Below are 18,055 nucleotides of genomic sequence, written 5' to 3' on the forward strand. Positions count from 1 at the left end.
GACCTGGATGACACCGAACGACCACGGCTCACATCAGATTTCCTCTTACGCCGGAGCGCAGGGGGCGAAATCCTCATCTTCGCGGACTTGATTGTACCCTTCGAACGGGTATAAACCCATCGAAGCGTTCCAAGTCCAGCGAAACCGGGCCGAGTTGAACGGCCCGAGTTCGCGGATGCGTTCTTCGCATTAGTCACGATGCCCGGGTTGTATTTAACCCCGTCGAACTATCGGCGCCGCGTCATGCGGTTTCATGACGGGGAACTGTGAACGAACCCACACCTACGGGAGCGAATAACAAAAAACCGAACGAATACGGCGACTACTCCTCGTCGATGTATTCAATTCCCTGCTTCGAGACGTTGGCCTTCGTGATATCGTCGAGATCATTGAGCCAGAAGTCGTCGTCCGCCTCGTCGACTTCCGGGGCGCTGTCCTTCCACGCCCACCCTTCGTACTCGTGAACCTTCTTCGTCCCCTTCTCGCGGAGCCGAAGCGTCGTTCGTTCGGCCTCCTCTTCGGAGGGAGCTGGCTCGAGGGTTCGAGCGGCTTTGAGTGCCGCTTGTCGCGGCATGTTTCCGGAGAACTCACTCGGTTCCGATCCGTCTTCCTCTCGAAGGGCGAAGTTTCGCTTACCGTCTTCACGTACCATGATTATACTCCATGAGAATCCAGCACACAGTGTGTAATAAATATATCGGGGAAATGAAAGCTGGAGGTGGAAAACATTTATATACAACCCTTCGGAGGCTATCGGTTTCGGGCCGAAAATCCACGTTCGTTGCCCGTGACCTCGGCGGGACGGTCGCGAATCACGCAAAGCGGGTCCGAGAGAATCGGCCTGAGACGACGCTCGGTCAGACCCACAAAGCGTCGAGGAGGCTTCGGGGTGGGTAAACAACACTTATGTGTCTGCTATGGCGAAATGCGACCAGTACAACCGCGATGGTCCGTAAAAAGAAGCTCAGTCCCAGTGGCGCCAAGGACGACGACGGGCAGTACCACAACGTCCACGTGAACCTCCACGAGGACGAACTCGCCGTCGCCGGCATGGAGATCGGGGACGAAGTGTTCGTCCGGGTCCGAGACGGGAAGATAATCATCCAGAAGGCGGACTCCGACCCCGAGCAGCTCGAACACGATTTCTGAGGCGTCGCTCGGTTTTCGATCCGTGTCTATTCGTCGCGAGCTCTCCGCGTACACGGCGAACCCGGAGCCGACGGACAGAGCGAGAGACGCGACCCGTCGGTCGGCGGATTGATGCCCGGTCGTGACGATTCCGAAACAATGAGTGCGTACGATCTGTTGAAACCGGCGCTGTTCGGCCTGCCGGCGGAGACGGCACACGAGATGACACACCGGCTGTTGCGAGCCGTACAGGGGACCGCAGTCACCAGCGCGTTGAGCGACCGATACGTCGTCGACGACCCGCGACTTCGCGTCGAGGCGTTCGAAAACGCGTTCCCGAACCCGGTCGGCGTGGCTGCGGGGTTCGACAAGAACGCGGAGGTGCCGCGCGCGCTCGCGTCGCTCGGATTCGGACACGTCGAGGTCGGCGGCGTGACGGCCGAGCGACAGCCGGGGAACCCGCGACCGCGACTGTTCCGGCTCCGCGAGGACGAGGCGCTGATCAACCGCATGGGGTTCAACAACGAGGGCGCGGACGCCGTCGGCGCTCGGCTCGACCGCGAGCCGCTGCCCGACGTGCCCGTCGGGATCAACATCGGGAAGTCGAAGTCGACGCCGCTCGCGGACGCGCCGGACGACTACCTGTACACCTACGAGCGCGTCGCGGACGCGGGCGACTACTTCGTCGTCAACGTGTCGAGCCCCAACACTCCCGGCCTTCGCGAACTACAGAACCGAGAGGCGTTAGAGGAGATTCTCGGTGGACTCGCCGACGCCGGCGCGAGCCCGCTCCTCGTGAAACTCTCGCCGGACCTCCCGGAGCCAGCGGTGGAGGACGCGCTCGGCGTCGTCGACGACCTCGGTCTCGACGGCGTCATCGCGACCAATACGACGACTTCCCGCCCGGAGTCGCTGAAGAGCCCGAACCGCGCGGAGCGAGGCGGACTCTCCGGAAAACCGATCGAGGAGCTCGCCACTGGTCGGGTCAGGTTCGTCGCCGAGCGCACCGACGTGCCCGTAATTGGCGTGGGCGGAATCACCGACGCGGCGGGCGCCTACGAGAAGATACGCGCGGGGGCCTCGCTCGTTCAACTGTATACGGGTCTCGTGTACGAGGGGCCGAGCCTCGCTCGCGATATCAACGAGGGACTCTTAGAACTGCTCGACCGCGATGGGTTCGACTCGATCACCGAGGCAGTCGGCGCGGACCTGTGAGCGGCCCGTCGCCGGGCGTATCGGGCCTACGCCTCGCTGCGAACGATGACGACGACGTCGTCGGCCTCTAACAGCTCGCCGTCGCCGCGGTACTGTCGCTCTTCTTCGACCGCGAACTCGTCGCTGGCGAGCGTGACGCCGGCGACGTGGAGTTCGTCGCCGTCGATCTCGTACTCCGATTGGGCGATTGCGGCCTCGATGTCGCCGACCTGATTCCCGTACTTCGGGCCGACCGTCGCGTAGTCGAGGTCGATCCCCGTGACCACCGTCTCGACGGGAGCGTCGGCGTCGGGGTGGACGGTGAGGTCGTCGACGTGCATCACGCCCGTGATGTCGTCCTCGAAGCCGCGGACGTCGGCGTACACCTCGACGGCGTCGACCGCGGCGTTGAGCGGAAGCTGGTTCTCGCTCTTGTACTTCCGAAGGACGCCGACGACAGCGGTGGCGGCGGCGCCGGCCTCGTGGTCCGCGTCCAGTCCGAGCGGGGTGGGCCAGTCGGCGAGGTGGATCGAGTCGGAGGCGCCGTCGGAGACCGGGGCGTCGACCGCGTCGGGGTCGGCCGCCCCCTCCGCGTACATATCGTGCCAGAGCTCTTCCGTCACGTGCGCGAGCAGCGGTGCGAACAGCATGAGGAACCGACGGTGCGCGGTGCGGAGCGTGTACGCCGCAGCGTCGTCCTCGCGCTGCTTGGCGATCTCGAGGTAGTCGTCACAGAACGTGTTCCAGAAGAAGCTCCGGAGCTCGTCGCGGGCCTTCGAGAACGCGCGGTCCTCGAACAGCTCGGTGACCCGCTCGACCTGGTCGTCGAGCTCGGCGAGCAGCCAGCGGTCGAGTTCGCGCAGCTCCCCGTCGGCGGGCGCGTCGGGATACGGCTCCGGAGCGAGCGACTCGACGAGCTTGGAGGCGTTCCACAGCTTACGGATCAGCTTCTCGCCCGCGCGGAGGTCCTTCTCCTTGAACGGGAAGTCGTCGCCGACGGCGGTGCCGGCGGCCCAGTATCGCGTGGCGTCGACCGGGAACTCGGCCAACACCGTCTCGGGCTCGACGACGTTGCCGACCGACTTCGACATCTTCTGCCGGTTCTCGTCGAGGACGTGCCCGTTGATCATCGTCTCCTCGAACGGGACCTCGCCGGTGTGTTCGTAGCACTTCACCAGCGTGTGGAACAGCCAGAAGCTGATGATGTCGTGGCCCTGCGGTCGGAGGTCGAACCGGTACAGCTCCGGGTGCTCCATGGTGAACTCGCCGGCCGCCTCGTCCCAGTCCCAGCCGGCGTTGATCAGCGGCGTCAGGCTGGACGTGGCCCACGTGTCGAGCACGTCGTTCTCGGGCTCAAACTCGTCGTGCCCGCACGCGGGGCACGCGTCGACCGGCGGGTCGTCCGAGAGGGGGTCGACGGGAAGGTCTGCCTTCTCGGCGACTATGACCTCGCCGCAGCCCTCGCAGTACCACACCGGGAACGGGATTCCTGAGGAGCGCTGGCGGGAGATGAGCCAGTCCCACTGCAGCCCCTCGACCCAGTGCTCGTACCGAGTGAACATCTTCTCGGGAGACCACTCCATCTCCCGGCCGATGTCGAGGTACTCGTCGGTCTTGTCGAGCATCTCTATGTACCACTGCTCGGTGACGAGGAACTCGACGCTCGTCCCGCAGCGCTCGTGGACGTTGACCGTGTGCGTAATCTCGCGGCGGTCCAACAGCGCGCCCGCCTCGTCGAGGTCGTCGACAATGGACTCGCCGGCCGCAGACGAGTGCAGCCCCTCGTACTTCTCGGCGACTTCCGTCATGTGTCCGGACTCGTCGATGGCGACGCGAAGGTCCAAGTCGTGGACCTGGTACCACTCGATGTCGTTCTGGTCGCCGAACGTACAGCACATCACGATGCCGGAGCCCGTCTCCATGTCGACGCGCTCGTCGGCGATGATCGGCACCTCGTGGCCGAACAGCGGGACCTCGGCGGACTCGCCGACGAGGTCCTGGTTCTCCTCGTCGTCGGGGTGGACGAAGACGGCGACGCACGCGGGGAGGAGCTCCGGCCGCGTCGTGGAGATGACGAACTCCTCGGCGGGGGGAGCCTCTCCGACGACGTCGAAGGCGATGTCGTTGAAGTGACTCCCCTGCTCGTCGTCCTCCGTCTCGACCTGCGAGATGGCCGTCTCGCACTCGGGACACCAGATAGCGGGGGCCTTCTCGCGGTACTCGCGGCCCTGCTCGTACAGGTCGATAAACGAGAGCTGCGAGACGCGCTGGACCCGCGGCTCGATCGTCTGGTAGGTGTGATCCCAATCGACGGAGACGCCGAGCGACTGGACGTTCTCCGTGAACTGCTCCTCGTACTGCGCGCAGACCTCCCGGCACTTCGCCTGGAACTCGCGACGCTCGAACTCCTGATGACGGATGTCGAGTTCGTCCTCGGTGAGCCGCTCGGAGGCGATGCCGTTGTCGTCGTAGCCGAACGGGAAGAACGTCTCTCCGCCGTTCATGCGCTCGAAGCGAGCGACGAAGTCCTGAAGGGTGAATCCGTACAGGTGACCCATGTGGAGGCTCCCGGATACCGTCGGCGGCGGGGTGTCGATGGAGAAGACGGTGTTCGGGTCGACCGGGTCGTCGTCGGGATAGGCGTACGTCTCCTCGTCGACCCATCGCCGCTGCCACCGCGGCTCGACGGTCTCGGGGTCGTACTCACCACTGGGCATTTCAGGCTCCCCTTCCCGCGGTTCCCCCTTAACGGCCTCGGTTGTGGGGGCGCGCCAGGGGGTGTGTCGTCGGGGTCGGCGAGCCGGTCGGCGTCCCTTACACCACGTCGTCTGGGTCGTGCTCGGCCGCCATCCGCGACGCCTCCGACGCGAACCGCTCGACCTCATCGTCCGGGCTCTCGCCGAGCGCGTTCTCATCGACGTCGCGAGCGGCGGTGATCCCGTCGCCGGTGACGAGTCGCTGTTCGGCCAACTCCTTCGTGTGCATCCGCACGCCGTCCTCGGTGGCGTAGGTGAGTCGGACGAGTCCCTTCGAGTCGAACTGCCGGTCAACGAGCCAGACCGTGGTCATGTCGGAGTCTCGTACGCTCCGATGCTTAAAAAGGACGGTCGGGACGGACATCCGTCAGAACCCGTCGTCGACCGGGCCGTCGCTTCGTCGTCATCGCTTTGTACCGCGTCACCGAACGAGGTGGTATGTACGTGAAGTTCGACCGCGACACCTGCGTCGGGATGTACCAGTGCGTCGCCGAGTGGGACGCCTTCGAGAAGAACATGAACGCCGGGAAGGCCGACCTGCGAGGGAGCGAGGAGGAGTCGGACGGGAAGTTCGTGGTCGAGGTGCCCGACGGCGAGGAGTTCGACGCGAAGTTCGCGGCGCGGGTCTGTCCCGTCGACGCCATCGAGGTGTATAAGGACGGTGAACAGGTCGTGTAGGCCGTTTCGACGGATAGTTCAGTCGATTCTCGCGTAGCGCGCGAATACCCCCGCGCTATTATAAATAGTGATAGAGCCTGTGGAAGAGACATACGATGGGAGCTCCACTCTTACCTTCGGCGGTACGTGACGCGATCGACTCCAGCGATCCGGTCGCGATACTTGACATCCGGCAGTCGCTCGACTACGTCAACGGGAACGTCATGGAGAGCACGTGGGTCCCGCGAAGCGACCTCGAACGCCGGCTTCCGGCGCTAGTCCCGAATCGCTCGACACCGATCGTCCTCTGTGACGAGCACGGTGAGCGCGCAGCGCTCGACGCACACTGGATCGAGTCGCTCGGCTACGACCGCGTCGACTATCTAGACGGCGGGATAGCGGCGTGGCGGAACGCCGGGCTGGACCTCGTGGAAGCGGTCGATGGCGTCCATGCGACAGCGTTCGGCTACGAGAGCAAGGAGTTCGGCGAACGGGTCGAGGCGTCACGAGACCTCCCGAAGATGGAACCCAACGAGGTCGCCGAGCGACGGGCGGCGGTCACCGTCGTCGACGTTCGCAACCCCCCCGAATACGAGCGGTATGGGACGATCCCCGGGTCGATCAACGTCGAAGGCGTCGACCTCGCGCTGTACGCCGACGAGCTCCGGGACGACGAACCGCTGGTCGTCCACTGTGCCGGTCGAACACGGAGCATCATCGGTGCTGCGACCCTCCAAGCGCTCGGAATCGAGAAGGTGTACGAGCTGGAAAACGGGACGATGGGGTGGGAGCTTGCGGGCCACGAACTGGAGGCGGGTCCCGGTCAACCTGATCGCGTCGACATCGACTCTGACCGATATCGTCGCCTCCGGTCCTCCGTCGAGGAACTCCTGCAGGGGTCGAACGCGTCGTACCTCTCTCCAACCGAACTGGCGGCCTTCCGCGCCGAGACCGACGACGGGCAAACGACGTATCTCTTCGACGTACGGACCGAACCGGAGTTCGAGACGGGACACGTCCCCGGGGCGCGCTCCGTCGCCGGTGGACAGCTCATCCAGACCGCCGGCCAACACATCGCCGTCCGTGACGCGGCGATCGTCCTCGTTTCGGAGACGCACGTCCGGTCGTCGATAACCGCGTACTGGCTCGCCGAGATGGGATATCCGAACGTCCACGTGCTTCGCGGCGGGACGCGCGCCTGGGAGGACGCTGGCTCCGACCTCGTCGAGGGACCCGAGACGATTGAACCGCTCGGGACCGCCCGGGTCGCAGCGACGGTTACGACCGTTTCCCCGGACGAACTCGCCGACCTGCTTGATGTCGATCGACCGACGGTTCTCGACATCGGCGCACGGGACTCGTTCGCGGACGGTCACGTCCCCGGCGCGGCGTGGGCACCCCGCTCCGAGATCGAGTCCGCAATCGCCGCCGAACAGGAGGACAACGGGACGGTGGTACTGGCGTGCGAGTCGGGCGAGGTGTCCGCGCTCGCGGCGGCACAACTCGAACACTGCCGGGATTCGATCGAGGGGCAGCGGGGGGACGCTCACGAAGACGTTTCGCCGGTCTCAGCCGACGTGACGATCCTCGTTCTCGAGGGAGGAGTTGCGGCGTGGCGAGACTCCAAGCGCGACGTCGAGACGGGAGACGGACGCACGGTGATCGAGCCACGCGAGGCGGTACGGAAGCCGTACGCACAGGGAACACGAGCGATGAAGCGATATCTGGAGTGGGAAGAGAACCTCGTCGAATGACTCGACTGCCTATAGCCGGTCGGCCAGATCTTCGGCGAAGTAGGTGACTATCAGGTCCGCGCCCGCGCGCTTGATCGAAAGCAGCGACTCGTGGGCAGTCGCCTCCAGGTCGAGCCATCCCTTCTCAGCGGCCGCATGCAGCATCGCGTACTCGCCGGAGACGTTGTACGCGGCGACCGGGTGATCGAACTCCCGCCGGAGGTCGGCGACGATGTCGAGATAGGGAAGGCCGGGTTTCACCATTAGCACGTCCGCGCCCTCCTCGGCGTCGATACGGGCCTCGCGGAGCGCCTCGCGGCGGTTCGCCGGGTCCATCTGATAATGGCGGCGGTCGCCGAACGCGGGCGCGCCGTCGGCCGCGTCGCGGAAGGGGCCGTAGAACGCCGACTCGTACTTGGCGGCGTAGCTCATGATCGCCACCTCGTCGTGTCCGGCCTCGTCGAGCGCCTCGCGGATCGCTCGCACCTGCCCGTCCGTCATCGCGGAGGGCGCGACCATGTCCGCGCCCGCGTCGGCCTGCGAGACGGCCGTCGCCGCGAGGAGAGCGAGCGTCTCATCGTTCTTCACCGTGAGCGTCGGGTCCGTCTCGGCGTCGTCCTCGATCACGCCGCAGTGGCCGTGGTCGGTGTACTCGCAGAGGCAGACGTCGCCGATCACGTACGCGTCTGTCTCGGCCGCGATCCGTCGGACCGCGCGCTGAACGACGCCGTCCTCGGCGTACGCGCGACTGCCTTCGGGATCCTTCGACTCGGGGATCCCAAAGATGATCACCGCCTCGACTCCGGTCTCGCGGATCTCCTCGACCCGGTCGACGGCCTCGTTCACGGGGACGCGCTCGTGGCCCGGCATCGTCTCGATCGGGACGCGCTCGTCCGTCGTGGCGTCGACGAAGACGGGCGCGACGAGGTCCGAGGCCGACAGCGAGGTCTCACTGACGAGCGGGCGGACGCCGTCGGTCCGGAGTCGTCGCGGCCGGTCGGTGGGGTGCATGCGAGGGCGTTGGCTCCGGGCGGTCTTTTATGATCCGTCCGCGGCGAACCGGGTCGAGAGGGGGCACAAAGTGACGAGACTCGGGGAGAGCAGGGGTGAGAAACGGAGATTCGAACGCGAAATTCGAGCGAGCTACTCAGGGGATTCGACGTCGATCCGATCGCGGAGCGACGAGAGCTCATCGGACTCCGCGAGCTCCTCGACGCGTTGCTTGAAGTGCTCCTCACAGAGGCCGACGACCACACCGCTCTGCTCGGCCTCGTACGTGGCCTCTCGTTCGCAGTAGTGACACCGCATACTCGCTACTCTGTGGGCACCGTGCTTAATGTTGTTTGTCGATCGGGGAGGATCGGTCGAGGAGGAGGATCGGCCGTCGATTCGACGCCCGGGCGACCGGCTGGTGTGGTCGCTCAGTCGGCGCCGACAGGCGGCTCCGGTAATCGCTTACGGACGGGGTCGAAAGCCGCCGCGGTTAACCCCGCTTCGGCGAGGGTTCGCTCGTGGGCGTCGCTCCCGCCGGTCAGGAGGAGATCGCTTTCGGCGGCGACCCGCTCGACGCGAGCGTCGTCGACCGGGCGGCCGTACGGGTAAAACCGCTCGACCGCGTCCAACTCGCGGGCGACGTCGAGCGCGGCGTCGACATCGTCGTACCGGAACGGGTGCGCGAGGCCGACGAACGCGCACGCGTCCGCGAGAAGTTCGACGCCCCGGTCCAGACCGGTCACGTCGCGGGCGACGTAGCAGGGTCCGTCGTTCCCGATCAGTTCCTCGAAGGCGCCCGCGTAGTCGTATGGCGCGTCCGACGCCTCGATGGCGCGGGCGATGTGCGGCCGTCCGAGGCCGGGACGGGGTTCGAGGTCGAGGTCGACGCCGAGACGCTCCTCGACCGCGTCGAGGATCTCCGCGCCGCGTCGCTGCCTGTTCGCCTGAAGTCGGTCGATCTCGGCGTCGAGCGCGGCGGTGTGCTCGACCGCGTAGCCGAGCAGATCGAGCCGTTCGAAGCCCGCGTCGACGCGTAGTTCGATCCCCCGCACGACGCGAACGCCCTCACGTTCGACGACGGGCGCGTCGAGGTCGGGGTGGACCCGGTCGTGGTCCGTGACGGCGACCCAGTCGAGTCCCGCGTCGGCGGCGGTCGCGGCGAGTTCGGCGGCCGTCATGGTGCCGTCGGAAACGGTCGTGTGCGCGTGGAGGTCGGCGACGAGACGGTCCGTGTCCATGAGTTCGACTCGGCGACCGCCGTACTAATCGGCGCCGATCGAGGCTCGTGAACACGCACCAATATAAGGAAATATAATTAGATACGCCGAACTAAGGTTGTGCATGGACAATCATTAAGAACCATCAGCGATTTCTATCTGTTGATGCGCTTGAATGGCGTCGACGACCGACTCGAACGGCACCAATATCCGACGACCTCGGAAGAACTGATCGCGGCCCACGGTAACGCGACCGTAGAACTCGCGGAGGGATCCGAGCGTCTCGGCGATGTGCTGGAGCGGTTCGGGAACCAGACGTTCGACAACGCGGAAGACGTGTTCACCACGCTCCGCGCGGGCGTCTGTCACCGAGGAGTCGGTCGGCGGTTCTACTCGGACCGCGACCCGATGAGCGCCGCCGAGGACGGACCCTCGCCGGTCTCGTTCTGAACGACACCGCTGCCGATTTTTCGCAGTACCCCCCGTCTCGCCAGCAACGGCGACGGGTCTCGCGTACCGGTGGCGCGGACGACGGTCGCGCCGGCCTACACCCAGTCGATCACCGGCGAGAGGTCGATCGGAACCGACCCCTTTCGATACCCCTCCACGTGCCCGTCGGGTCGCGCTCGCATGACGACCGCCGGGCGGTGCCGGACGTCGGGTTTGGCGTCGCAGACCGCCGCCCAGTCGTCCGCGGGGAACGAGGTGCAGTCGACGAGGAGGGTGACGCCGCCCCCGTGCGCCTCTAACTGACCGCTCGTCTTCGTCTCCGCGGTGTCACGGACCGCCGCGACGGGCCCGTTTGCAGACCGATTCGATGCGGGCTGCGGGCGCGTGACCTCGACGAGCGATGCGTGCCCGGTGTCCGGGTCGGTCGCGCGGAAGTCGAGCGAGTGTCCGGTCGTCACCTCGATCTCCGGGGTCACCTCGTAGCCGGATTCGGTGAGGATCCGCGCTGCGGTGAATTCGGCAATCGCCGCACTCATTCGCACGAGGTCGAGCACCGCCGAGGTGCCGAGTTTGCCCGCCATCGTCTCGCGGTAGTCGTCGAGCGTCCCCGACCGGAGCGTCTCCTCGACGAACCCGGTCCCCTCCTCGCGCGTCGCCTCCGGGAACCCGGCCGCGTGGTCTCGGAAGAAGGCTCGGGTCGTCTCCGCGCCGTCCTTCGAGCAGAACACGGGCAGGAAGTACCACGAGACGTGCGGGTACGCCGCGAGCCAGGGCTCGTCGTCGTGGAGACCCGCGAGTAACTCCCGCTGAACCCACCGGGAGACCGGGTAGGGAACCTCGTCGAACCCGTACTTGTCCGTGCGCCACAGTTGGCTCGGCGTCTCCGTGTTGCCGATCCAGTACCCGACCGGTCCGCTACCCGCGCCCGACGGTGGGTCGGCATCGTCGTCCGTCCAACAGAACAGGGCGAACGAGCCGTCGTCCATGTCGAACCGCCGGGCGTCGTACCCCGGCGGCGGACTGAACCACGGATCGCTCGCGGTCGCTCCGAGGTTGTCGTCGAGCGGCCGTTCGAGCTGCGAGCGGACGCGGTCGGCGCTCCACCGACCGGGAGCCCGCCTGAATCGGAGCGGTTGTGCCACGGCGATGCTACCGGACCCCGGGTCTAATTGGTTCCGGTGACTCGGACTCGGACCCCGGACCGTGGGCCGCCGGCCACGGGGGGCGAGCCGCGGTCGACCGCGACCCGAGAGACGGGAATTAGTTTCGAAAAACGGATGATTCACCGACACTTATATCACATCCCAGTACCCAAGTGAACATGTGCCATGTCAATGGGTGCCTATGATGAAGCCGAACACGAGCGTCGTGAGAAGAAAACCAGCGAAGTAGACGCCGACTTCGACGCCGAGCGGCCGGAGTACTGCGGATCGCTCACGTACGACTCCGGTGACTCTGCGGAGGCACTCCTCGACAAGTTCCAGGAGCTACAGGGCAAGTGAGAGAGCGGCGCGGGTCGCTTTTCTGAAGATTCGACGGTTTCGTTGTCGACGGTGATCCACGTGTCTGAGCGGAGCGCACGCGGGAGTGACGCCTTCCCGACGTGCCGAAAGAACGACGAGCGCGAAGAGAGCGCGGACGGGTTTCGGACTCAGGTCAACGCGATCGCGGCCGAACAGACGAGCGCGACCGCGAGGACGTGACCGACGACGGCCCCGAGCAGGACGGGTTCCTCGATCAAGAACGGAACGAGAACCAACTGAAGCGCCGAGAACGCGATGTTCTCCGCGTCGAGCCGCCTGACGCGGGACGTGTCGGTGGGACTGAGGTCGACGTTCACCGCCCGCCAGAGCGCGACAACCGCGCTCCACCACGACGTACCGATCCGGTAGGTGAGATCCCAGAGGATCAGGAGGGTGAGATACACCACCGGGATCGGCGGATCGGTGCCGAACAGGCGCTCGATCAGCGTCCCGTCCCACGCGATCATGTACGTGAGCAGCGCGATGAACGCGAGCACGCCGAGAACGATTTCGATGCTCGACCCGAACAGCAGCCGCTTGTGTTCTGGAGGCGTCGAGAGGCGACGGTTCCCCGCACCGAGCCGATGCATTTCGACGCTCCCGATCGCCGCGACGAGGACGGCGACCGTTCCCGCGACGACCGCGTCCCACAGCCCGTAGTACCAGCCGAGGAGGACCACGCCGACCTCAAACAGTACGAACTGGATCGCGACCGCGAGCGTGCGGGAGATTCCCAGTCCAGGAATGCCGCCGACGAGACTCTCGTACACCCACGTTTCGCCGTAGGTTCGACTCACTGCTCGGCCCCCAGATCGATATCGGGGGGCTCGTCGGTTGAAGCGCCGCGTCGGGGGCGGTCGATCGCCTTCGCGACGGCGACTTCGAACGGCGTCTGTTCGATCGGGACGAGGTCGCGGATCCGGTCGTCCTCGACGATCACGGTGTTCCGGAGCCCCTCGACGAGCGACCGGGCCAGATAGGGGTTGACGTCGGTGACGAGTCGGAGCCACTTCGCCGACAGTTCGGGACTCAACACCGGCACGCGGATGATCCACAGCTTGTGGCCCAGTTGGCGGCGCGTCCGGCGGAGGATCTCCGCGTACGTCAACACGTTCGGTCCGCCGATCTCGAAGGTGTCGTCGCGCGTCTCGGGGACGTCGAGGACCCCGGCGAGGTACCCCACGACGTCGTCGATCGCGATGGGCTGACAGAGTGTGTCCACCCACTTCGGCGTCGTCATCACCGGAAGTCGACTCGCGAGCCCGTGGATGACCTCGAAGCTCGCGCTTCCGGCGCCGATGATGATCGCCGCCCGGAGCGTGGTCAGCGCCGGATCGCCGGTCGAGAGTATCCGCTCGACCTCGCGGCGGGAGCGGAGGTGTTCGGAGAGCGCCTCACGATCCTCGCCGAGCCCCCCGAGATAGATCACTCGGTCGACGCCGGCGTCCGACGCGGCCTCGATGAAGTTGGTCGCGCAGTTGCGGTCCCGCTCCTCGTAGCCGGGACCGCCGTCCATCGAGTGGACGAGGTAGTAGGCAGCGTCGACCGGTTCGCCGTCGATCGCGAACGCAGGCGGAAGCGTCTCCGGATCGAGGAGGTCGCCCTCGACGACGTGGACGCCGTCGGGCGGAGCGTAGCCGTCGGCGTCGCGGACCAGCGCGACGACCTCGTGGCCGCGGTCGAGGAGCGTCGGAACGAGTCGGTTCCCGACGAATCCCGTGGCACCGGTGACGAGTACGCGCATACCGATCCCTCGTGTGGAACGACCATAAGCACCCGTCACGGTCGGTCCCGTCGCCGCGACCGATCGTTAAAAGAGCCCGCGCTGCGCTCGTTCTGGCATGCACGCAGGCGAGTTCGAGCCGATCCGGGGAGTGCCGGACCTGTACGTCCACGACACCGGCATGTTCGACACCGATGAGTACGGGTCCGTGTACGTGTACGACGCCGAGCGCCCGATCGTGATCGATACGGGAACGGGCGCGAACCGGGAAGCGCTGTTCGAGACGATCGAGGAGATCGGGATCGGACGCGAGGAGTTGGCGTGGATCCTCCCGACCCACGCCCACCTCGACCACGCGGGCGGGGCGGGCCATCTCGCGAAGCGCTACCCGAACGCGGAGGTCGTGGTGCCCGAGAAGGGCGTGCGACACCTCGTCGATCCGGAAGCGCTCGTCGCCGGCACCAAGTCGGCGGTCGAAGAGCAGTGGGAGTACTACGGCGATCCCGAACCGGTCCCCGAGGACCGCATCTCCGGACTGACGGAGGGCGACCGGATCGACCTCGGCGACCGCGAGCTGGTCGTGTACGAGGCGCCCGGTCACGCGCCACACCACGCGATCTATCACGATCCGGAAGCCGATGTCGTCTTTTCGGCCGACGCGGCGGGAATCTACGTCCCCTCGGTCGACGGTATCGAGCCGACGAGCCCGCCGCCGCAGTTCGACCTCGACCAGTGTCTCGCCGACGTCCGCACGATCGAGGACATCGACCCCGACACCATCTGCTTCGGTCACTTCGGACCCCGCGAGTACGAGCCAGAACTGGCGGGCGAGATCAAGCGCGCGTACGTGGAGTGGGTGGAGGCGATCCGAGAGAAGCGCGAAGAACTCGGCGACGACGACTTGGTCGTCGAGCATTTCGAGGCGGCGAGCCGGCACATGGAGTTCTGGAACCCCGAACGCGCCCGCGCCAACGCGAGCCTGAACGTCCGGGGCGTCCTCGCGTACCTCGATTACGTCGCGAAGCACGAGGAGTGACGCCGAAGGGTCGTCGCCGACTCCGACGCAAACCTCCTAAACCCCGCGTCGCCTAGGTTCGAGATATCAATGGGTATCTTCGACACGATCCGCGCCGTCTTCGGCACGAGCGCCGAGACCGACGCGACCCGAGAGGCCGACCCCGAGGATCTCTTCGGAATGTCGACCGCGTACGTGACGATGGAGGCCGACCTCGGATACGACCACTGCGGGGAGGCCGCGCTGTGTTTCTCCGGAGTTGACAGCACCCGCTTCGACGACGCCGTCGAGACCGTCGAGGCCATTCTCGAGGCCGGCGAGATAGAGACCGGTACGGGGTTCCACCGCCACGAGGACGACCACGGCTACCAGTGGTTCGTGCTCGAGGACGACGACCCGGAAGACCTCGTGACGAGCGTCCACTTCGCGGCCGACCAGTTTATCGAGGAGGGGTTCGGCTCCCGGCTGCTCGCCGCCGTCTTCGGCTTCGAGCGCGGGGACACCGACGTCTACTGGATCTACTCGTTCCGGCGCGGCGCGTACTACCCCTTCTCGCCGAAGGGGACGAACAGTCGAAATCAACAGGTCGAGTTCAAGCTTCAGTCCGTTCTCGACGGGGAGCTCGGCCTCGAAGACGACGAGGCGTACTGGTACCCGCTGTGGCCGGACGCGCCCGGAAACCGCCCGTGGGAATGACCAGATGAGCGCGTCGAACGCCGACGGGCACGGCGGCCGCAACGCGGCGACGAAGCGCGCGGGTCGAATGATAGCGGCGCAGGCCGCGGCGGTGAGCGCCGCCGTGCACCTGCTCTGGGCGTGGCCGCGGCTGGGTACCGGAGGCGATCCGCGACCCGCCGTGTTCGTGCTCGGCGGCGCGTTCACCGTCGCCGTGGCGGTCGCAACGCTGCGCGCGCCGGAGTACCGGCGGCTGTACGCGCTCGGCGCGGGAACTCTCGCCGCGTTCCTCATCGGCTACGTCGGCTGGCACGGCGCCGCAGTCGGGTCGGCGCTCGCGGCGGATCCGCTGGCTATCGTCGCGAAGGGCGCCGAGGTCGTCGGTGTCGTCGCGTTCCTCGCGCTCTACCGACTCGCGCCGCCGACGAGCGTCGTGCTCGAACGTCGAGAGCACGCCGCCGACGAGGGGGATCGTGGAGAGAGCGGCGATCCCGCGGGCGAGGGGTCGGAGCCGTGACCGACGAGACGTATCTGACGGTCGCGGGGCCCGCGACGGCGACGTTCGAGGTCCGGGGATCGGAGTTCCTCGGGCACGTCGCCCCGGTCGATACGGTCGCGGAGGCGGAAGCGTTCGTCGAGCGCGTCAGGGACGAATACGCTGACGCGACGCACAACGTGCCGGCGTACCGGGTGCCGGCCGGGGAGGCGTCCGAGCGAACCCCCGGGACCGGTACGATGATTCGAGAGTACGCGGACGACGACGGTGAGCCCTCCGGGTCGGCCGGAAAGCCGGCGCTCAACGTCCTCCAACAGCGCGAGATCCGGAACGTCGTCGCGGTGGTGACTCGCTACTACGGCGGGACGAACCTCGGCGTCGGCGGCCTCGCACGCGCGTATTCGCGTGCGGTGAAGGACGGTGTCGATGCGGCAGGTGTGGTCGAGGAACGTCCCCACCGACGACTGGTGGTCGAGACGGTGTACGACGACTCGGGCACCGTTCGAGGCGTGATCGAGTCATCGGGCGTCTCGTTCGACGCCGACTACGACGAACGCGTGCGGTTCGAACTCCGCGTTCCGACGGCCGACATCGACGAACTGGTCGAGCGGCTCAACAGCGCGACGAGCGGTCGGGTCGAGATCGACTGAGACCGATCGGCGGCTCGTCGGGCGCGGTCTATCGGAGAACGGTCGAGGCCTGTACGGGCGCGGTCGAGTGTCGCTTGAGGGACCGAGGTGGGCTACGCGAACTTCCGCACGGTCATCTGCAGCGTGTCGAGGTCGAGGATGGGCGCGTAGCCCGAGTCGGGGTTGATGTTAACCGACTTCTGGAAGTCGGTCTGCGCCTGCCAACAGCCGGAGTTGACCGCGAGCACGTTGTGGTACTTCCCCCACCCGAGCTTGTGGACGTGGCCAGTGTGGAACACGTCGGGGACGTTCTCGATGACGAGGTAGTCGCGCTCCTCCGGCGCGACGCGCGTGTGCCCACCGAACTGCGGCGCGACGTGTCGCTTTTTTAAGAGCTGGTACATCGCCTTATGCGGTTCGTCGTAGCTCGCCTTTTCCTCCGGGAGCTCCGCGATCACCTCGTCGAGCGAGACGCCGTGGTACATCAGCACGTCGACCCCCTCGACGCTGACCGTGGCGGGGTTCGAAACGATCTGCGCGTCGTGGACGTCCATGATGTCGCGAATCTCGTCGTTGAACCCGGGCTGCGGCTCCGCGAGCCGAACCGCGTCGTGGTTCCCGGGGATCATCACGATCTCGGTGTCGGCCGGCACCTCCTTGAGATGCTCCGAGAACGACTCGTACTGGTCGTAGATGTCGACGATGTCCAACTCCTCGTCCTGGTTGGGGTAGACGCCGACGCCCTCCACCATGTCGCCGGCGAGCAGGAGGTACTCGACCGGCTCGGCCTCGGGCGAGTGGAGCCAGTCGGTGAAGCTGTGCCAGGCGTCGGCCATGAACTCGTCACTGCCGACGTGAACGTCGGATATCAGCGCAGCCTGCACGTGGCGGTCCGCCGCGCCGGGCTGATGCGTCCGGGGGACGTCCGGGAAGTGAAGCGAATCGGCGAACAGGATGCCGGAGTCGTCAGCGAGCGTCCCTTCGACGGCGACGCACTCGTCCATCAGGATCTCGTCGACGACGTCGGCGAGCCCCTTGTCTTTCATCACCAGCGCGGGGAAGGTGCCGGTGGTGTCCTCCAGTTCGATGAGCCAGTGGCCGGACTTGGTCGATCGGACGTCGTTGACGAGTCCGATCATCGCGGCGTCGCTGCCGCCGGGCATGTTCGCGATCGCCTCCGCCGGACGGTGGTTGACGCGACCGCGGAGGATTTTCGAGAGTCGCTCGTACCGATCGCGGAACGTCCGGACGAAGTCGGCGTACTCGCCGGTCCCGGTGCTCCGTCCGGTCATGTCGTTGCCGACCTCCAACGACCGGTGATTCGGGTCGCGGTCGGGGGTGTCGGCCGGTTCGTCATCGGCGGCGTCGGTCCCGTCATCGGCGGGGACGCGATCTGCCGGCTCACCGGTCGAGCCGCCGACAGGGTGACCAGCAGACCCCTCCGTTTCGACTGGAGATTCCCCCGCCTCTCCCCTCGATTCGGGGGTCGATACAGGTGTGGGGTCGACGGCGCCTTCGGATCGGGACACGCCTTCGGAGCCCCCTCCGGATCGGGCCGCGGACCGGGAGCCACCGTCGCCGGCGTCGACTGCTGCGCGGACGTGGTCGGCCGTGATGCGGAGGGCGTCGTCCGGCGCGCGTTCGACGGCCGCGTCGAGGACTGCTGTGGAGTCGGCGGCGCTCGCTAACAGGGTGACGGCCTCCCGCTCCGCGTTGTATCCCCGACGTGCGAGCTCCTTCGCGATCCGGGCGTTCGACTCCAGCGGCACGACAGATGAGAGGGGGGGTCGACCCAAAACGGTTCCGGAGACCGCGGCCGTGTCACGGGTTCGGACGGGCGGTGACCCGGAAGCTTATCACCGAAAC

The 18,055-nt window shown here is 66.5% G+C and carries 20 protein-coding genes; 10 read left to right on the plus strand and 10 right to left on the minus strand.

Features of this window, described 5'->3' with window-relative positions; translation table 11 throughout:
- Positions 1-322: 322 nt before the first annotated feature.
- The gene (locus tag ACNS84_RS05190; protein ID WP_435073789.1) at positions 323-652 is read right to left on the minus strand and encodes a non-histone chromosomal MC1 family protein; all 330 of its coding nucleotides are present in this window, start codon (positions 650-652) and stop codon (positions 323-325) included.
- Between the two features lie 293 nt (positions 653-945).
- Between ACNS84_RS05190 and ACNS84_RS05195 the strand changes: the two genes are divergently transcribed.
- Both ACNS84_RS05195 and ACNS84_RS05200 read left to right on the plus strand, forming a co-directional pair.
- Positions 946-1,149 (plus strand): AbrB/MazE/SpoVT family DNA-binding domain-containing protein, encoded by a 204-nt coding sequence (locus ACNS84_RS05195; protein WP_435073790.1) that lies wholly within the window; start codon positions 946-948, stop codon positions 1,147-1,149.
- A 138-nt stretch (positions 1,150-1,287) separates the two neighbouring features.
- Entirely contained in the window at positions 1,288-2,343 is a 1,056-nt protein-coding gene (locus ACNS84_RS05200; RefSeq protein ID WP_435073791.1) for a quinone-dependent dihydroorotate dehydrogenase, read from the plus strand.
- Positions 2,344-2,369: 26 nt separating this feature from the next.
- Here the strand turns inward: ACNS84_RS05200 and ACNS84_RS05205 are convergent, their stop codons facing one another.
- A complete protein-coding gene (locus tag ACNS84_RS05205) occupies positions 2,370-5,039 on the minus strand; it encodes a valine--tRNA ligase (protein WP_435073792.1) in 2,670 nt (889 codons plus the stop codon).
- Between the two features lie 97 nt (positions 5,040-5,136).
- Entirely contained in the window at positions 5,137-5,391 is a 255-nt protein-coding gene (locus tag ACNS84_RS05210; RefSeq protein ID WP_435073793.1) for a DUF7967 family protein, read from the minus strand.
- A gap of 125 nt (positions 5,392-5,516) precedes the next feature.
- Between ACNS84_RS05210 and ACNS84_RS05215 the strand changes: the two genes are divergently transcribed.
- Both ACNS84_RS05215 and ACNS84_RS05220 read left to right on the plus strand, forming a co-directional pair.
- Complete coding sequence (locus ACNS84_RS05215) at positions 5,517-5,756, plus strand: ferredoxin (protein ID WP_435073794.1); 240 nt, start codon at positions 5,517-5,519, stop codon at positions 5,754-5,756.
- A 95-nt stretch (positions 5,757-5,851) separates the two neighbouring features.
- A complete protein-coding gene (locus ACNS84_RS05220; RefSeq protein WP_435073795.1) occupies positions 5,852-7,489 on the plus strand; it encodes a rhodanese-like domain-containing protein in 1,638 nt (545 codons plus the stop codon).
- Positions 7,490-7,498: 9 nt separating this feature from the next.
- Here ACNS84_RS05220 and hemB read toward each other — a convergent pair whose 3' ends face one another.
- The 3 genes from hemB to ACNS84_RS05235 all read right to left on the minus strand — a co-directional run bounded on the left by hemB (position 7,499) and on the right by ACNS84_RS05235 (position 9,699).
- Positions 7,499-8,479, minus strand: a complete 981-nt coding sequence (gene hemB, locus ACNS84_RS05225; RefSeq protein WP_435073796.1) for a porphobilinogen synthase — start codon at positions 8,477-8,479, stop codon at positions 7,499-7,501.
- A 132-nt stretch (positions 8,480-8,611) separates the two neighbouring features.
- Positions 8,612-8,776, minus strand: a complete 165-nt coding sequence (locus ACNS84_RS05230) for a DUF6757 family protein (protein ID WP_435073797.1) — start codon at positions 8,774-8,776, stop codon at positions 8,612-8,614.
- Positions 8,777-8,889: 113 nt separating this feature from the next.
- Positions 8,890-9,699 (minus strand): PHP domain-containing protein, encoded by an 810-nt coding sequence (locus ACNS84_RS05235; protein WP_435073798.1) that lies wholly within the window; start codon positions 9,697-9,699, stop codon positions 8,890-8,892.
- 144 nt (positions 9,700-9,843) lie between these two features.
- On the opposite strand from ACNS84_RS05235, the gene ACNS84_RS05240 reads away from it, so the two are divergent.
- Positions 9,844-10,128: a DUF5789 family protein gene (locus ACNS84_RS05240; protein WP_435073799.1), complete on the plus strand. Its 285-nt coding sequence runs from the start codon at positions 9,844-9,846 to the stop codon at positions 10,126-10,128.
- A gap of 95 nt (positions 10,129-10,223) precedes the next feature.
- Here ACNS84_RS05240 and ACNS84_RS05245 read toward each other — a convergent pair whose 3' ends face one another.
- Positions 10,224-11,270 carry a DUF5784 family protein gene (locus ACNS84_RS05245; RefSeq protein ID WP_435073800.1) on the minus strand — a complete coding sequence of 349 codons (1,047 nt, stop codon included), beginning with the start codon at positions 11,268-11,270 and terminating at the stop codon, positions 10,224-10,226.
- Between the two features lie 192 nt (positions 11,271-11,462).
- Here ACNS84_RS05245 and ACNS84_RS05250 point away from each other — a divergent pair, with 192 nt between their 5' ends.
- A complete protein-coding gene (locus tag ACNS84_RS05250; RefSeq protein ID WP_435074705.1) occupies positions 11,463-11,630 on the plus strand; it encodes a DUF5786 family protein in 168 nt (55 codons plus the stop codon).
- Positions 11,631-11,779: 149 nt separating this feature from the next.
- On the opposite strand, the gene ACNS84_RS05255 is transcribed toward ACNS84_RS05250, so the two are convergent.
- Positions 11,780-12,448, minus strand: a complete 669-nt coding sequence (locus tag ACNS84_RS05255) for a DUF7530 family protein (RefSeq protein WP_435073801.1) — start codon at positions 12,446-12,448, stop codon at positions 11,780-11,782.
- Positions 12,445-13,395 carry an NAD(P)H-binding protein gene (locus tag ACNS84_RS05260; RefSeq protein ID WP_435073802.1) on the minus strand — a complete coding sequence of 317 codons (951 nt, stop codon included), beginning with the start codon at positions 13,393-13,395 and terminating at the stop codon, positions 12,445-12,447. Before ACNS84_RS05260 ends, ACNS84_RS05255 begins: the two co-directional genes overlap by 4 nt.
- Before the next feature lie 97 nt (positions 13,396-13,492).
- Between ACNS84_RS05260 and ACNS84_RS05265 the strand changes: the two genes are divergently transcribed.
- The 4 genes from ACNS84_RS05265 (at position 13,493) to ACNS84_RS05280 (ending at position 16,210) form a co-directional block, all read left to right on the plus strand.
- The gene (locus tag ACNS84_RS05265; RefSeq protein WP_435073803.1) at positions 13,493-14,410 is read left to right on the plus strand and encodes an MBL fold metallo-hydrolase; all 918 of its coding nucleotides are present in this window, start codon (positions 13,493-13,495) and stop codon (positions 14,408-14,410) included.
- A 69-nt stretch (positions 14,411-14,479) separates the two neighbouring features.
- On the plus strand, positions 14,480-15,085 hold the full coding sequence (gene pspAB, locus ACNS84_RS05270) for a PspA-associated protein PspAB (protein ID WP_435073804.1): 606 nt from the start codon (positions 14,480-14,482) through the stop codon (positions 15,083-15,085).
- 4 nt (positions 15,086-15,089) lie between these two features.
- Positions 15,090-15,581 (plus strand): hypothetical protein, encoded by a 492-nt coding sequence (locus tag ACNS84_RS05275; protein ID WP_435073805.1) that lies wholly within the window; start codon positions 15,090-15,092, stop codon positions 15,579-15,581.
- Positions 15,578-16,210, plus strand: a complete 633-nt coding sequence (locus tag ACNS84_RS05280; protein ID WP_435073806.1) for an IMPACT family protein — start codon at positions 15,578-15,580, stop codon at positions 16,208-16,210. Before ACNS84_RS05275 ends, ACNS84_RS05280 begins: the two co-directional genes overlap by 4 nt.
- A 92-nt stretch (positions 16,211-16,302) precedes the next feature.
- Here ACNS84_RS05280 and ACNS84_RS05285 read toward each other — a convergent pair whose 3' ends face one another.
- Positions 16,303-17,958, minus strand: a complete 1,656-nt coding sequence (locus tag ACNS84_RS05285) for a DNA-directed DNA polymerase II small subunit (protein ID WP_435073807.1) — start codon at positions 17,956-17,958, stop codon at positions 16,303-16,305.
- Positions 17,959-18,055: the final 97 nt, after the last annotated feature.

It is taken from the genome of Halorubrum wangae, from assembly GCF_051194135.1.
Classification (GTDB): domain Archaea; phylum Halobacteriota; class Halobacteria; order Halobacteriales; family Haloferacaceae; genus Halorubrum.

Coding starts and splice junctions, on each gene's coding strand:
- ACNS84_RS05190 (WP_435073789.1), bottom strand. CDS start 652: ATGGTACGTGAAGACGGTAAGCGAAACTTCGCCCTTCGAGAGGAAGAC.
- ACNS84_RS05195 (WP_435073790.1), top strand. CDS start 946: ATGGTCCGTAAAAAGAAGCTCAGTCCCAGTGGCGCCAAGGACGACGAC.
- ACNS84_RS05200 (WP_435073791.1), top strand. CDS start 1,288: ATGAGTGCGTACGATCTGTTGAAACCGGCGCTGTTCGGCCTGCCGGCG.
- ACNS84_RS05205 (WP_435073792.1), bottom strand. CDS start 5,039: ATGCCCAGTGGTGAGTACGACCCCGAGACCGTCGAGCCGCGGTGGCAG.
- ACNS84_RS05210 (WP_435073793.1), bottom strand. CDS start 5,391: ATGACCACGGTCTGGCTCGTTGACCGGCAGTTCGACTCGAAGGGACTC.
- ACNS84_RS05215 (WP_435073794.1), top strand. CDS start 5,517: ATGTACGTGAAGTTCGACCGCGACACCTGCGTCGGGATGTACCAGTGC.
- ACNS84_RS05220 (WP_435073795.1), top strand. CDS start 5,852: ATGGGAGCTCCACTCTTACCTTCGGCGGTACGTGACGCGATCGACTCC.
- hemB (WP_435073796.1), bottom strand. CDS start 8,479: ATGCACCCCACCGACCGGCCGCGACGACTCCGGACCGACGGCGTCCGC.
- ACNS84_RS05230 (WP_435073797.1), bottom strand. CDS start 8,776: ATGCGGTGTCACTACTGCGAACGAGAGGCCACGTACGAGGCCGAGCAG.
- ACNS84_RS05235 (WP_435073798.1), bottom strand. CDS start 9,699: ATGGACACGGACCGTCTCGTCGCCGACCTCCACGCGCACACGACCGTT.
- ACNS84_RS05240 (WP_435073799.1), top strand. CDS start 9,844: ATGCGCTTGAATGGCGTCGACGACCGACTCGAACGGCACCAATATCCG.
- ACNS84_RS05250 (WP_435074705.1), top strand. CDS start 11,463: ATGGGTGCCTATGATGAAGCCGAACACGAGCGTCGTGAGAAGAAAACC.
- ACNS84_RS05260 (WP_435073802.1), bottom strand. CDS start 13,395: ATGCGCGTACTCGTCACCGGTGCCACGGGATTCGTCGGGAACCGACTC.
- ACNS84_RS05265 (WP_435073803.1), top strand. CDS start 13,493: ATGCACGCAGGCGAGTTCGAGCCGATCCGGGGAGTGCCGGACCTGTAC.
- pspAB (WP_435073804.1), top strand. CDS start 14,480: ATGGGTATCTTCGACACGATCCGCGCCGTCTTCGGCACGAGCGCCGAG.
- ACNS84_RS05275 (WP_435073805.1), top strand. CDS start 15,090: ATGAGCGCGTCGAACGCCGACGGGCACGGCGGCCGCAACGCGGCGACG.